This window comes from Asanoa hainanensis (assembly GCF_900188485.1).
In the GTDB taxonomy this organism is placed as follows: domain Bacteria; phylum Actinomycetota; class Actinomycetes; order Mycobacteriales; family Micromonosporaceae; genus Asanoa; species Asanoa hainanensis.
The window spans coordinates 15526-30026 of sequence record NZ_FZPH01000005.1; the positions used below are offsets into that span (position 1 = coordinate 15526).

Annotated in this window: 13 protein-coding genes; 10 read left to right on the forward strand and 3 right to left on the reverse strand. The window is 72.1% G+C overall.

What is annotated here, in order from left to right; genetic code table 11:
• The first annotated feature begins 22 nt into the window (after nt 1-22).
• The 4 genes from CHC05_RS13955 to CHC05_RS13970 all read left to right on the forward strand — a co-directional run bounded on the left by CHC05_RS13955 (nt 23) and on the right by CHC05_RS13970 (nt 5015).
• Complete coding sequence (locus CHC05_RS13955) at nt 23-1339, forward strand: GH1 family beta-glucosidase (RefSeq protein WP_089248718.1); 1317 nt, start codon at nt 23-25, stop codon at nt 1337-1339.
• Nucleotides 1326-2603: an MFS transporter gene (locus CHC05_RS13960; protein ID WP_089248720.1), complete on the forward strand. Its 1278-nt coding sequence runs from the start codon at nt 1326-1328 to the stop codon at nt 2601-2603. Before CHC05_RS13955 ends, CHC05_RS13960 begins: the two co-directional genes overlap by 14 nt.
• A 137-nt stretch (nt 2604-2740) precedes the next feature.
• Nucleotides 2741-4147 carry a glutamate--tRNA ligase gene (gene gltX, locus CHC05_RS13965; protein WP_089248722.1) on the forward strand — a complete coding sequence of 469 codons (1407 nt, stop codon included), beginning with the start codon at nt 2741-2743 and terminating at the stop codon, nt 4145-4147.
• A gap of 232 nt (nt 4148-4379) precedes the next feature.
• Nucleotides 4380-5015, forward strand: coding sequence for a hypothetical protein (locus tag CHC05_RS13970; RefSeq protein ID WP_245870838.1), 636 nt, complete (start codon nt 4380-4382; stop codon nt 5013-5015).
• 151 nt (nt 5016-5166) lie between these two features.
• On the opposite strand, the gene CHC05_RS13975 is transcribed toward CHC05_RS13970, so the two are convergent.
• Nucleotides 5167-5724 (reverse strand): TetR/AcrR family transcriptional regulator, encoded by a 558-nt coding sequence (locus tag CHC05_RS13975; RefSeq protein ID WP_089248726.1) that lies wholly within the window; start codon nt 5722-5724, stop codon nt 5167-5169.
• Nucleotides 5725-6775: 1051 nt separating this feature from the next.
• Entirely contained in the window at nt 6776-7327 is a 552-nt protein-coding gene (locus tag CHC05_RS13990; protein ID WP_089249492.1) for a hypothetical protein, read from the reverse strand.
• Between the two features lie 335 nt (nt 7328-7662).
• Between CHC05_RS13990 and CHC05_RS13995 the strand changes: the two genes are divergently transcribed.
• A complete protein-coding gene (locus CHC05_RS13995; protein WP_089248730.1) occupies nt 7663-8829 on the forward strand; it encodes a sensor histidine kinase in 1167 nt (388 codons plus the stop codon).
• Between the two features lie 35 nt (nt 8830-8864).
• On the opposite strand, the gene CHC05_RS14000 is transcribed toward CHC05_RS13995, so the two are convergent.
• Nucleotides 8865-9497, reverse strand: coding sequence for a phosphatase PAP2 family protein (locus CHC05_RS14000; RefSeq protein ID WP_089248732.1), 633 nt, complete (start codon nt 9495-9497; stop codon nt 8865-8867).
• 23 nt (nt 9498-9520) lie between these two features.
• Here CHC05_RS14000 and CHC05_RS14005 point away from each other — a divergent pair, with 23 nt between their 5' ends.
• The 5 genes from CHC05_RS14005 (at nt 9521) to fabF (ending at nt 14485) form a co-directional block, all read left to right on the forward strand.
• Nucleotides 9521-10714, forward strand: coding sequence for a helix-turn-helix domain-containing protein (locus CHC05_RS14005; protein WP_089248734.1), 1194 nt, complete (start codon nt 9521-9523; stop codon nt 10712-10714).
• A gap of 136 nt (nt 10715-10850) precedes the next feature.
• Nucleotides 10851-12020, forward strand: coding sequence for an acyltransferase domain-containing protein (locus CHC05_RS14010; RefSeq protein ID WP_089248736.1), 1170 nt, complete (start codon nt 10851-10853; stop codon nt 12018-12020).
• A complete protein-coding gene (locus CHC05_RS14015; protein WP_089248738.1) occupies nt 12017-12961 on the forward strand; it encodes a beta-ketoacyl-ACP synthase III in 945 nt (314 codons plus the stop codon). The genes CHC05_RS14010 and CHC05_RS14015 overlap by 4 nt, the downstream gene beginning before the upstream one ends.
• A 56-nt stretch (nt 12962-13017) precedes the next feature.
• Entirely contained in the window at nt 13018-13257 is a 240-nt protein-coding gene (locus CHC05_RS14020; RefSeq protein ID WP_089248740.1) for an acyl carrier protein, read from the forward strand.
• Between the two features lies 1 nt (nt 13258).
• Nucleotides 13259-14485, forward strand: coding sequence for a beta-ketoacyl-ACP synthase II (gene fabF, locus CHC05_RS14025; protein ID WP_089248742.1), 1227 nt, complete (start codon nt 13259-13261; stop codon nt 14483-14485).
• The last annotated feature ends 16 nt before the right edge of the window (nt 14486-14501 follow it).

A 14501-nucleotide genomic window follows, 5' to 3' on the forward strand; every position in this document is an offset into this window, starting at 1 on the left:
TACCTAGGAGGCGCGGAAGCTGATGCCGGAGCTGCCAGGCGGGTTCCTCTGGGGAGTGTCCACCTCCGCGTACCAGATCGAGGGCGCGACCACCGAAGACGGCCGCGGCACGTCGATCTGGGACACCTTCAGCGCGACACCGGGCCGTATCGTCGACGGGACCACCGGCGCGGTAGCGACCGACTCCTACCACCGCTTTCCCGAGGACATCGCGCTGATGCGGGAGCTCGGCGTCGGCGCGTACCGGTTCTCCGTCGCCTGGCCCCGCGTCCAACCCGACGGCATCGGGCCGGCCAACGCCGCCGGGCTCGACTACTACGAGCGGCTCGTCGACGAGCTGCTCGACGCGGGCATCGCGCCGGTCGCCACGCTCTTCCACTGGGACCTTCCGCAGACCCTCCAGGATCGCGGCGGCTGGCTCGACCGCGAGACCGCACACCGCTTCGGCGAGTACGCCGCCCTGGTCTCGCGCCGGCTCGGCGACCGGGTGCGGATGTGGATCACGCTGAACGAGCCGTTCGTGCACATGTCGCTCGGCTACGCGCTGGGCACCCACGCGCCGGGCGAGCAACTCCTGTTCGAGGCGTTCCCCGTCGCGCACCACCAGCTGCTCGGGCACGGGCTCGCGGTGGCGGCGCTGCGCGACCACTCCGGCAGTCCCGTCGCGATCGCCAACAACTACTCGCCCGCGCGGCCGGTGCCGGGCTCCGCCGCCGACCTGGCCGCCGCGGCCGCGTACGACGCGCTGCACAACCGGGTGTTCACCGACCCGCTGCTCGGCCTCGGCTATCCCGAGGGCGCCGCCGACCTGTCGGTCGTCCGCGACGGCGACCTCGACGTGATCGCGACGCCGATCGACGCGTTGGGCGTCAACTACTACAACCCGACCGGCGTACGCGGCCCGGAGGACGGCAGTCCGCTGCCCTTCGAGATGGTGCCGCTGGACGACTACCCGACCACGGCGTTCGGCTGGCCGGTGGCCCCGGACGGACTGCGCGAGCTGCTGGTGACGCTGCACGGTCGCTACGGGCGTCAGCTGCCGCCGATCTACATCACGGAGAGCGGCTGCGCGTACGACGACGTGGTCTCCGCCGACGGCACCTGCGAAGACCCCGACCGGATCGCCTATCTCGACGGGCACCTGGCCGCCCTGCGCGACGCCCAGGCCGACGGGGTCGACGTGCGCGGCTACTTCGTCTGGTCGCTGCTCGACAACTGGGAGTGGGCCGAGGGGTTCACCAAGCGGTTCGGGCTGGTGCACGTCGACTTCGAGAGTTTGACGCGTACGCCGAAGAGCTCCTTCGCATGGCTGCGGGAGCGCATCCGTGACCACCGTTGACCCGGAGGCGTCCGCCCTGCCTGCGGCGCTGGCCGAGCCGACGGTACGGGTCCGGCGAGGCTGGATCGCGCTGCTCTTCTCGGCCAACCTCGGCGTCTGGATGGCCTTCTTCACGCCGATCCAGATCCTGCTGCCCAACCAGGTCGCCGACATCGCACCCGGCCACAAGGAGACGGCCCTGGCGTGGGCGATGGGCTTCGGCGCGCTCGCCGCGATCGTGGCCAACCCGGTCGCCGGCGCGTTCTCCGACCGGACGACGCTGACCATCGGCGGCAGGCGCTTCGGGCGCCGGCACGTCTGGACGGTCGGCGGCGCGGTGCTGGGCGCGCTGTCACTGCTGGCGCTGGCCCAACAGCAGACGATCCTCGGCGTCACGCTCGCCTGGGTCGCCGCCCAGGCCTGCTTCAACGCGATGCTGGCGGCGTTGACGGCCGCGCTCCCCGACCGGGTGCCGGTCGACCAGCGCGGCGGCGTGTCCGGCTGGGCCGGCATCCCGCAGGCGCTCGGCCTGGTGATCGGCGCGGTGCTGGTCACCACGGTGTTCACCGGCACGATGTCGGGCTACGTCGCGGTGGCGGTCGCCGTACTCCTGCTCGGGCTGCCCTTCGCACTTCTCACCGGCGACGACCCGCTGCCGCGCGACCACCGACCACCGTTCTCGTGGGGTGCGCTCGTGCGCGGCATGTGGGTCAGCCCGCGCCGCCACCCGGATTTCGCGTGGGCCTGGGGCACCCGCTTCCTCGTGCAGGTCGGCAACGCGCTCGGCACGCTGTACCTGCTCTACTTCCTCGAGGACGGGGTGCACTACGCCGACCCCGAGGGCGGCCTGCTGATCCTGATCCTGCTCTACACGGCCGGGATGATGGCCACGGCGGTGTACGCGGGGCGCCTGTCCGACCGGTCCGGCCGGCGCAAGGTCTTCGTGATCTGGTCCGGCGTGATCATGGCCGTGGCCGCGCTCATCCTGGCGATCTGGCCGGTCTGGACGGCGGCGGTGGTCGCGGCGGTGCTGCTCGGCGCCGGCTACGGGGCCTACCTGGCGGTCGACGCGGCGCTGATCACCCAGGTGCTGCCGGCGGCGACGAGCCGGGGCCAGGACCTCGGCGTGATCAACATCGCCAACTCAGCACCGCAGGCCCTGGGTCCGTTCTGCGCGGCCTGGATCGTGGTCTACCTGGGCGGATACCCCACGTTGTACGCGGCGACGGCGCTCGTGACGCTGCTCGGCAGCGTGCTGGTGCGGAAGATCCGCTCGGTCCCCTAGAACCGGACATTTTTCGCGCCCTTGCTCTGCTTCCATATGCGCATCGCCGCGTCGCCTGGGGTGATGCGTATATGGAGGCAGAGCAAAGGCGGAAACCTGGTGGCGGGCTGGTCGGGGGTCGCCCGTAGGCTTGGCGCGTGACGGTACGAGTGCGATTCGCCCCCTCCCCGACGGGAATGTTCCACGTCGGCGGCGCCCGGACGGCGCTGCAGGACTGGATCTACGCCAAGCAGCACGGCGGTGTGTTCGTGCTGCGCGTCGAAGACACCGACGCCGCGCGTAACCGCCCGGAATGGACCGAGGGCATCCTCTCCGCACTCGACTGGCTCGGCATCGAGCGGGGCAGCTACGAGGGCCCGTACTTCCAGTCGGCGTACGCCGACGAGCAGCGGGCCGCCGCCGGCCGGCTCTACGACGCGGGCCGGGCCTACTACTGCGACTGCACGCGGGAGATGGTGCAGGCGCGCACCGGGAACTCGTACTCCGGATATGACGGTTTCTGCCGTGACCGCGAGCTGGGTCCGGGCGAGGGCCGGGCGCTGCGGTTCCGCACGCCGGACGAGGGCGAGACGAAGGTCGTCGACCTGGTCCGGGGCGAGCCCACGTTCGAGAACGCGAAGATCGAAGACTTCGTGATCGCCCGGGCCGACGGCTCGCCGGTGTTCCTGCTGGCCAACGTCGTCGACGACATCACCATGGGCATCACCCACGTGATCCGCGCCGAGGAGCACCTGCCCAACACCCCCAAGCAGCAGCTGCTCTGGGACGCGCTGGGCGTCAAGCCGCCGGTCTGGGCCCACGTGCCGGTGGTGGTCAACGAGAAGCGGCAGAAGCTGTCGAAGCGCCGCGACAAGGTGGCCCTGGAGGCGTACCGGGACGAGGGCTACCTCGCCGACGCCATGCGCAACTACCTGATGCTGCTGGGCTGGGCGCCGAGCAACGACCGCGAGATCGTGCCGTGGTCGGTGATCGAGGACGAGTTCCGGCTGGAGGACGTCAACCCCTCCCCCGCGTTCTTCGACGAGAAGAAGCTGCGGGCGTTCAACGGCGAATACATCCGGGCGCTGTCGGTCGACGAGTTCATCCTTGCCTGCCAGCCGTGGCTGACCGGCACGGCGACGATCCCTGCTCCGCCGTGGGACCCGGCTTCGTTCGACGCCTCCGCGTTCGCGGCGGTGGCGCCGTTCGCCCAGACCCGGGTGGCGGTGCTCAGCGAGATCGTGGCCAACGTGGACTTCCTGTTCCTGGCCTCGCCGGCCATCGACGAGGCGGCGTGGGCGAAGGCCATGAAGGACGGTGCGGCCGACCTGCTCGACGGCGCGGTTGCCGCGTACTCGGCGCTCACCTCGTGGGACGCCGAGACGTTGAAGAACACGCTCGAAGAGGTCGGCGCGGCGCGCGGGCTCAAGCTCGGCAAGGCACAGGCACCCGTCCGGGTGGCGGTTACGGGCCGTTCGGTGGGCCTGCCGCTGTTCGAGTCGCTGGCGGTGCTCGGCCGGGAGCGCACGCTGGCCCGGATCAGCGCCGCCCGCGCCCAACTCTGACGGGACCGGGTCCCCACGGCATTGTGCGGGCCGGTTACGATGCCGGCCTGCCGATGATCACGACGGCGTCCCCCGCGAGGGTCACCGAGATGGCAGAAAGCTGCAAATAACCCGACGGTTGTGTGCAACCTGTGGGCCGCTCGCGGAGTCTATGCAGTAAGCACCAGCCAGCCATCGGAACGGGGCGAGGAGGACGGTGGTGGGGCGATCGGTTTTCAGACGGTTGTTATTGGTGGTTGCCGCGGGTTTCATGCTCGCCGCGACCGGCGCGGCCTCGCCCGCGCTCGCCACCACTGTGGCCGGTCAGGCGCCGAAGGCGCCCAAGCCCACGGGGCTGACCCTCACCTCTGAGGGCATGGCCGACATCACGGTGACCGCGACCGAGAAGCCTCAGCTCTTCGCCGACCTGCTCAAAGAGGTCAGCTTCCTCGGCGGCACGACGGGCCAGATCGCCGCACCGAAGCCGGCGTCGCTGGGCCGCAAGTTCACCGTCGTGGTGCGCTTCGACGACAAGCCGCGCTACACCTACGACCTGTACCCGCTGGCCAAGGGCGGCCCCAAGGCCTTCCGCCCGGCCGCGCAGCCCGACAAGAAGAAGACGACGGCCGCGTGGTTCCTGGGCCGGATGACCATGTCCGAGGCCCTACGCATCGCCGGCGCGCCGATCCCCCAGAAGCCCGACGTGATGAGCGGGGGCATCGGCGGCGGCGAGCGGGTCATCCCCGAAGACTCCCTGCCGACAGGCCGCGACCTCGACACGCTGCTGTCCGAACTACGCCGCCTGGTCCTGCTCAACGGCGGCGTGGTGCTCGTGCTCGCGTTCATGGTGGCCGGCGTCGCCCTGATCATCAGGCACCGCACGCGTTAGACCCTGCAGCGCATCGGGGGTCGAGCCGAGGCACGTCGTCCGCGTAAGCGGCGACTTTGGTCGGACACCGGTGTCGTATCCGCTTGTAGGCGCCATGCCGCCAGGCGGCGCCTGGGCCCAGCGAATCCGGACCTCGGCCCCGACAGGACCTCTAGGCCGCGCCTGATCGGGCGATGATCTGCTCGATCAAGCGGATCTCGTCGTCGAGGTCCGCGGCGAACTCGCTGTCCCAGTCGCCGTCCGGTGGTCCCGCGCCGAAACGGCCGTTGACCTCGGAGTTGGCGAAGCCGAGCAGCAGGGTCGAGAGCAGCCGCTCGAGCCGAGGCACCTCGGCGGCCGGCACACCGGCGGCGAGCAGGATCTCCGAGATCAGGTCGTCGAGCCGCCGGGACTCCGCCGTGGCACCGGGCCGCGCGACGATCAGCGGGTACGCGCCCGGATGGCGCCGCGCCAACGTCCGCACCGCGGCCGACACGGCCCGCAGGCGGTCCTGCCAGTCACCGGTTCCCGGCGCGGCCGCCAACAGCTCGCCGAGCATGCGTTCGACCATGCCGTCCAGCAGGGCACCCTTGCTCCGCAGGTAGGGGTAGATCGCCATCGGACTGAGCCCCAACCGCTGCCCCACGGCCCGCATGGACACAGCCTCGATCCCCGACTCGTCGGCGATCGCGATCGCCTGGTCGATGATCACCCGCTGCTTCTCGTCCATATCGGACAAAATCTACATTGCGCCCGCGCCCGATGCCGCCGCCACCGCCCGCCGTCGCCAGATCTAGGTAAACAATCGCAGTCACGACTACATCGAATTTCCTAGATCTGCGCCCGCCCCGGCGCGCCGCAGGCGACACGCCGAACGGAGCAGCGCGCCGCCCTCCAGGTCGGCGTCAACACACCGCGAGCCGCACCAAATGCCGCGAAGCGAACCGATCGGCGAGAACACAAGGCGGGCGACGCAGCCCGGACCGCAACGCAACGGGGGCGGCAACGCAGCCCGGACCCGCAACGCGGGCGGCAACCCCGCGCGGGCGGGCACCACCACTCGGACCCGCAACCCAGCGCGGACCCGCAACCCGGCGCGGGCGGCCAACGCCACGCGGACCAGCAACCCCGCGCGGGCGGGCAACGCCATGCGGACCCGCAACGCGGCGCCGGCCCGCAACGTCGCGCGGACCTGCACGGACCCATACCGCTACGCGGAACCCGCAGCGTCCCGCGGACCCGCGACGCGGCGGGTCGGGGCGCGATGTTGCCGGTTAGCGCACGCGGGGTTGGTCGGTGGTGGGGTGGGTGGGGGCTAGCACCAGCGGTCTGGTGGGCGTTCCCGGCGCGAGGCTCGGCGGCGTGGGCGGACCGCGCCGTGGCGGTGCGCTCCCGCCCAGCCTGGGCGGTCGCTGCGGCAGGCCGGGGCCCGGCCGAAGAGGATCGGGCCCGGTTCGTGGTCGGGTGGTGGGTCGTCGGTCGGGTCGGTTTCTGGACGTTCTTTGCGAACGCGTTCCGCCGTCGGGTCCGCACAGCTTCGCCGGACTGGTCTGCCCGGCGTTATGCGCCGGGAGTCGTCCGGTATGTGCGGTTGGCTGTCCGCGTCGGCGCAGCCGGGATCGGCCTCCCCGTGCGCCATCACGGCCTCCTGTTCTCCGCCGTCTCGCCACCCGGCCGCCACCGGGTGACCCACTAGGCTTCCACACCCTAATCGGCTGAGCAGCGAAAATCGCGCCCGCGGGGCCAGAGTGACTGGCTGCATACTACAGCGATTCGCTGCGTCAACGGAACGCGTCCTCTTTGGCCCGACCCGGGAAGAGTGTCGCCCATGCGGGGCCGACGACGAACCAGATCGCGGCTACCCAACCCATCCGGGTCAGCCAGCCGAGCAACGACGCGGAACGCGACGCGTCGCCGATCATGAGGATGCCGGCGCCGAGCAGAGCGGCCGAGATGGCGCACGCGGCCACAGCCTTACCCCATTCGCGCCACTCGTACCGGGTGCGGGCCCAGCCACCACGAGGCGGCTTCCAGGGCGGCGGCCCGCCGGCGAACCGGTGCGCGAACCGCTGGTCCGCCCAGCGGATCATCGCGTGCCCGAACATCACCGAGAACCCGAGATAGACCGCCGCCAGGCCGTGGAACGGGCCCGCCGTCGCGCCCCGGCGCAGGTCGACGACCGTCGCCACGAGCAGCACCAGGTCGAGCACCGGCGAGCCGATCAAGAGGACGGTGCTGAGCCGGCGTAGCCGCAGCAGATAACGCGCGACCAGGCCCGCGCCGAGCAGCACCCAGAAGCCGATCTCGCTGGCCACGATCAACGCCACGATCATGTCGGTCTCCCCCAGTGGTGTCTCGTGGATCAAGGTGGTGCCACGGCGAGGTCCGGGCGGCGTCCGGGCGTGCGCGGAGGCACGTCGAACACCGGCGTTGGATCCGGCCGGTCGCCGCGTGCGGCCGGTCGCCCGGGCCCGCCACGGTGCCGCCCCGATCCACGAGACACCGCCAGGCCCGGGACACGGCCGTGCGTATCCGAGAGAAGGTTTTCCCGAGAATTGAGGCGCCGCGTCGCCGACGCTGATGAACCGCTCCTCATCCCCAGGGCGGAGGCGCCTCCGCTCGCAGGTGGACGAGGTGGCGGCGCGGGTGTGGTTGCATCGATGGCGTGATGCGCCTTCCCCCGCGCGGTTCGATCGGCCGCGACCTGCTGCTGGCCGCCGTCGCGCTGGCCGGGGGCACTTTGATCATCGCGTCGGGGGCGTACAAGACGATCGGGCTCGGGGCCACCGACGAGGCCAACTGGCTGCTCTACCCGCCGATGATCGCGGCCAGTGGTGCCGTCGCGCTGCGCCGACGCGCACCGCGAACCAGCCTCGCGATCGGCACCGTCGCGGTGACGATCGACCTGGCGCTCGGCGGGTCGCTCGGCACGTTGCTGATCTACACCCAGGTGTTGTACGACGCCTGTGTCTTCGGACCCCAACGGCTCTGGCGGCGGGCCCTGGAGGTGTCGATCGTGCTGGTGGTCGCCAGCGCGGTGGTCGGCGTGGTGATCTCGGGCGACGTACGCGGGCTGGTGCTCGGCATCCCGGCCGTCCTCGTGCTGATCCTGCCGATCCTGACGGGGCTGAGCGTCCGCCAGTACCGCGACCAGGCCGCATTGGAACGGTCCCGCGCCGAGCAGACCGCCCGCGTGGCCGAACTCGACCGGCGGCAGGCGGTCGTCGCCGAACGCACCCGGATGGCCCGCGAGCTGCACGACATGGTCGCCAACCACCTCAGCGTGGTGGCGATCCACGCGACCGCGGCCCTGAGCGTGCGCGACCTGTCGGCGGACCAGGTCCAGGAGTCGCTGCGGGTCATCCGGGAGAACAGCGTGCAGGGGCTCGGCGAGATGCGACAGATGATCGACGTGCTGCGCGGCCCGGACGCCGAGGAGGACCCGGTGACGCCGGGGCTGAGCGAGGTCGACCGGCTGGTCAGCGGCGCGCGGGCGGCCGGCCTGGCGGTGGAGCTGACCACGACCGGCGAACCCCGGGCGTTGCCGGTGGGTGTGGACCTGGCGGGCTACCGGATCGTCCAGGAATCACTGACCAACGCCCTCAAACACGGCACGGGTACGGCCAGCGTGACCGTCGACTACGGCACCGAGGAGGTACGGCTGACGGTGCAGAACCCGGTCGCCGAACCAGGCCCGCTGGACCACCTCGGTGCCGGCGCCGGGCTGATCGGCATGCGCGAGCGGGTGGCCCTCCTGCGCGGGCAGTTGGACGCCGGCCCGGCGACCGGCGCGCGGTGGCGGGTGCACGCCGCCCTACCGGTCGACGCGGCATAGGCCGGCGACTCCCCCGCGGGCGCAGCCCGGCCCGCTCAGGCGCTTCGACCCAGGTTGGTCACCCGGGCGGCGATGGGGACCAGGGCCAGGGCCAGCAGCAGTCCGCCGATGACGTCGGTCGGCCAGTGTGCGAGGAGCGCGACCCGCGTGAACCCGATGAACAGCGCGAACGCCGTCACCGCGAGCACGGTCGCGGCGCGGGTGGCGGGGGTCGATCGGGGCCAGACCAGGAGCACCACGGCCAGGGCGAAGGCGGCCGCGTTGCTGGTGTGGCCGCTCGGGAAGCCCGAGCTCGGGACCACCACGAAGCCGTCGACCGGGCGTGGGTTGCGCAGCGCCCAGTGCATGACGCCCCAGGCGATCGGGACGGACGCGGTGACCAGGGCGCAGAAGATCGCGGAACGGCGTTCCCGGCGGACAGCGAAGAGCAGCGTCGCGGCGGCCCCGACGGCGACGAACGGGATCGTGGCGGCCAGCGAGGTCAGCGCCCGCAGCCAGTCGACCAGCACCGGGCGGGCCGCACCGAACGACCGCAAGGCCGCGCTGACCGAGTCGTCCCAGCGGACCAGTGGCGGCCAGTCGGCGGCCACCAGGCCGAGCAGCACCCCGAAGGCCGCCAGCGCGGCCAGGGGCAGGGCGGCCGGCGGGCGCGCGGGAGAGCGGTGCATCCCGGCAAGCCTATGGTGTACGCGTGGAGGACCAGACCGCTGACGGGCTCGCGGCGACGTTGCGCCGGATCGAGCGGTCGGCGGGCGCCCTCGCCACGGCCAGCATCGCCCGGATGGACGAGAGCCTCGCGTGGTTCCGCGCGCTGCCGGCCGACCAGCGCTCCTGGGTGATGCTCGTCGCCCAGGCCGGCGTGCGGTCGCTGGTCGAGTTCATGCGCCAGGGTCCGCAGACCCGGCCCCGCGAGGTCTCCGACGAGGTGTTCGCGGCCGCGCCGCGGGCCCTCGCCCGCAGCATCAGCCTCCAGCAGACCGTCGCCCTGATCCAGGTCACCATCGACGTCGTCGAGGAGCACGCCGGCCAGTTGGCCGCGCCCGGCGAGGAACGCGACCTGCGCGAGGAGGTGCTGCGGTTCTCGCGGGAGATCGCCTTCTCCGCGGCCCGGGTCTACGCGCGCGCCGCCGAGTCCCGCGGCTCCTGGGATGCCCGCCTCCAGGCGCTGCTGGTCGACGCGCTGTTGCGCGGTGACTCGACCGACACCCTGGCCAGTCGGGCCGCCGCGCTCGGCTGGGCGGACCCGCCGCCGGTCGCGGTGGCCGTCGGGCGTTCACCCGGCGGCGACGTGGCGGCGGTGCTGCACACCGTCTACCGGGCCGCCCGCCGGATCGGCGTCGAGGTGATCAGCGGTGTGCACGGCGACCGCCTGGTCGTGGTGCTCGGCGGCGCGGCCGACCCGCTCAACGCGACCGAGAAGCTGCTCGACGGCTTCGGCACCGGGCCGGTCGTGGTCGGGCCGGCGGTGGCCAGCCTGGACGAGGCGACCGAGTCGGCCCGGGCGGCGCTGGCCGGATTCCGGGCTGCACCGGCCTGGCCGGACGCGCCCCGGCCGGTGGCCGCCGCGGCGCTGTTGCCGGAACGGGCCCTCGCGGGTGACGTCGCGGCCCGCCGGGCGCTGAGACGAGACGTCTACGGCGCGCTGGTACGCGCCGGCGGCGAGCTCATCGAGACGCTGGACGCGTTCTTCGCGGCGGGCGGCGTGCTGGAGAGTGCGGCCCGGGCGCTGTTCGTGCACCCGAACACCGTGCGTTACCGGCTGCGGCGGATCGGCGACGTCACCGGCTTCTCGCCACTGTCCCCACGAGACCTGTTCGCGTTGCGGATCGCGCTGACCGTCGGCCGGCTGGATCCGCGTGGCTCCACGCCGCCCGGGGACGCCTGAACGCTCGTTTGGGAAAAATGGCGCTATACCGTACGTGATCGCCGCCACTCATTGTAGAAACCATACAAAACCAATAGTGTGGTTTGGTGCCTGCCGGCAACCACATGACCCACGAGTATCCCGCAGAGTCGTAAACGTGCTCGCCGTACTCTCTCCTGGCCAGGGCTCGCAGAAGCCCGGTTTCCTCGCACCCTGGCTCGAACTCCCGGGTGCCGAGGCCCGCCTCCGTTGGTGGTCGGCACTCTCCGGAGTCGACCTGGTCCACCTCGGCACGCAGGCCGACGCCGACGAGATCAAGGACACGGCGCGCACCCAGCCGCTCCTGGTCGCCGCCGCGCTGCTCGCCGCCGAGCGGCTGCCGATGCACGACGTCTCGGTCGTCGCGGGCCACAGCGTCGGCGAGCTCGGCGCCGCGACGCTCGGCGGGGCGCTGTCAGCCGAGGCCGCGGTGACGCTCGCCGGGGTCCGCGGCCGCGAGATGGCCGCCGCCTGCGCGTTGGAGCCCACCGGCATGTCCGCGGTGCTCGGCGGCGACCCCGCCGAGGTGCTCGCCGCGATCGAGACCCACGGCCTCTACCCGGCCAACCGCAACGGTGCGGGCCAGGTCGTCGCCGCCGGCGCGATCGACGCGCTGGCCAAGCTCGCCGCCGAACCACCGGCCAAGGCGCGGGTCATCGCGCTGTCGGTGGCCGGCGCCTTCCACACCCCGTTCATGGCCCCCGCCGAACAGGCGCTCGCGGCCGTCGCGGCCGGCATCACCCCCGCCGACCCGACCCGGATCCTGCTGTCGAACCTCGACGGCGCCGCCGTCGCCCACGGGCGCGAGCTGCTCACGCGGCTGGTGCGCCAGGTCACCGCGCCGGTCCGGTGGGACCTGTGCATGCGTACCCTCGCGGACCTCGGTGTGACCGCCGTGATCGAGCTTCCGCCCGCGGGCACCCTGGCCGGGCTGATCAAGCGTGAGCTCAAGGCCAACGGCATCGAGATCGTGACCCTCAACACGCCCGACGACCTGCCGGCCGCGCGCGACCTGGTCGCCCGCCACGGCACCGCGCCCAGTCACGAGCCCAGTCCGCAGTTCCGGGTCGTCGTCGCCGGCACCGCCGGCCTGTTCCTCCCGGTCGACGGCCTGGCCGAAGGCGATAGCGTACGTACTGGTCAGATCATCGGGCACGTCTCCACTCGGCAGGGCCCGGTCGAGGTCGCCGCGCACGGTGACGGCCTGCTGACCGAATGGCTCGCCCATCACGACGACCCGGTCGCACCGGGCCAGCCGCTCGCGCGCATCGGAGGACATCCCGCATGACAGGCTCCCGCATCCTCGCTTTCGGCCACTACCAGCCGTCGCGGGTGCTCACCAACGACGACCTGGCCCAGATCGTCGACACCAACGACGAGTGGATCCGCGACCGGGTCGGCATCGCCACCCGCCGGATCGCCGACAGCGAGACGGTCGCCGACATGGCCGGGTTCGCGGCCGAGAAGGCGCTCGCCAACGCCGGCCTCACCCCGTCCGACATCGACCTCGTCGTGGTCGCCACCTGCAGCTCCGTCGACCGCAGCCCGAACGTGGCCTGCCGCGTCGCCGCCAAGCTGGGCATCAACGCCCCCGGCGCCTACGACATCAACACCGCGTGCTCCGGCTTCTCGTACGCGCTGGGCACCGTCGACCACGCGATCCGCGCCGGTGCGGCCCGCAACGCCCTGGTCATCGGCGCCGAGAAGCTCTCCGACTTCACCGACTGGACCGACCGCTCGACCTGCATCATCTTCGGCGACGGCGCGGGCGCGGCAGTGGTCACGGCGGCCGCCGAGGACGAGGCGCCCGGCGTCGGCCCGGTCATCTGGGGCTCGGTGCCGGAGAAGTCCGACGCCGTCCGGATCGAGGGCTGGCGCCCGTACATCCAGCAGGAGGGCCAGTCGGTGTTCCGCTGGGCGACCACCTCGCTCGCGCCCCTGGCGCTGCAGGCCTGCGAGCGGGCCGGCGTCACGCCCGAGGAGATCGCGGCGTTCGTGCCGCACCAGGCCAACGCCCGCATCATCGACGGCATCGCCAAGCGGCTCGGCATGCCGCAGGCGGTCGTCGCCAAGGACATCGTCGAGTCCGGCAACACGTCGGCCGCGAGCGTGCCGCTGGCCCTGTCGAAGCTGATCGAGCGCCGCGAGGTGCCCTCCGGCGCACCCGTCCTGCTGTTCGGTTTCGGCGGCGGCCTAACGTACGCCGGGCAGGTTGTTCGCTGCCCGTAAGCGCAAGACACATCAACACCACCCGAGAGCGTTAAAACCGAAAGGAAAGAAACCCAATGACCCGTGACGAGATCACGTCGGGCCTGGCCGAGATCCTGGAAGAGGTCGCCGGGGTCAACCCCGACGACGTGGCCGAAGAGAAGTCGTTCACCGACGACCTCGACGTCGACTCGCTGTCCATGGTCGAGGTCGTCGTGGCGGCCGAGGAGAAGTTCGGCGTCAAGATCCCCGACAACGAGGTGCAGAACCTCAAGAGCGTGGGCGACGCCGTCACCTACATCGAGTCGAACCTCTGACATGAGTCGCACCGACGTCGTCGTCACCGGGCTCGGAGCGACGACCCCGCTCGGCGGGGACGTCGCGTCGACCTGGGACGCCATGCTGGCCGGCCGCTCCGGGGTGGGTCCGCTCACCCAGGAGTGGGCCGGCCAACTGTCGGTCCGGATCGCCGCGCAACTCGCGGTCGAGCCGTCCGAGAAGATCGACCGGGTCAAGCTCCGCCGGCTCGACCGGTCCGAGGCGATCGCCCTGATCGCCGCGCACGAGGCCTGGGCCGACGCCGGCCTGGCCGACACCGGGCTCGACCCGGAGCGGCTCGGGGTCAGCATCGGGTCGGGCATAGGGGGTGCGACCACCCTGCTCGCCCAGGACGACATCCTGGAGGCCTCCGGGCCGCGCCGGGTCTCCCCGCACACCGTGCCGATGCTCATGCCGAACGGTCCGGCCGCCTGGGTCGGGCTCGAGCTCGGCGCACAGGCCGGCGTCCACTCGGTCGCCAGCGCCTGCGCGACCGGCGCCGAGGCGATCGCGCTCGGCCTCGACATGATCCGCGCCGGCCGGGCCGACGTGGTCGTGGCCGGCGGCACCGAGGCGGTCATCCACCCCCTGCCGATCGCCGGTTTCGCCTCGATGCGGGCCATGTCGACCCGCAACGACGACCCGGAGCGGGCGTCCCGGCCCTGGGACAAGGGCCGCGACGGCTTCGTGCTGGGGGAGGGCGCCGGGGTCGTCGTGCTGGAGCGTGCCGACCACGCCGCCGCGCGCGGCGCGCACGTCTACGCCCGACTCGCCGGTGCCGGCCTCACCTCCGACGGCTACGACATCGTCCAGCCGCACCCGGAGGGCCGCGGCGCGATCCGCGCCATCGCCAAGGCGATCGCCGACGCCGGCATCGCCAAGGGCGACATCGTCCACGTCAACGCGCACGCCACCTCCACCCCTGTGGGTGACGTCGCGGAGATCGCCGCACTGCACGCCGCGCTCGGGGACCATCCTGTGATCACCGCGACCAAGTCGATGACCGGGCACCTGCTCGGCGCGGCCGGCGCGTTGGAGTCGATCGCGTCGATCCTGGCCATCCGCGACAGCGTGGTGCCGCCGACGATCAACCTCGACGACCCCGACGACAAGCTCGACATGGACGTGGCCGCGCACAAGGCGCGACCGCTGGACATTCCGGCGGTGCTGAACAACTCGTTCGGCTTCGGTGGGCACAACGTGGCACTGGTGTTCACCCGCGGGTGATCATCGGGCCGCACCA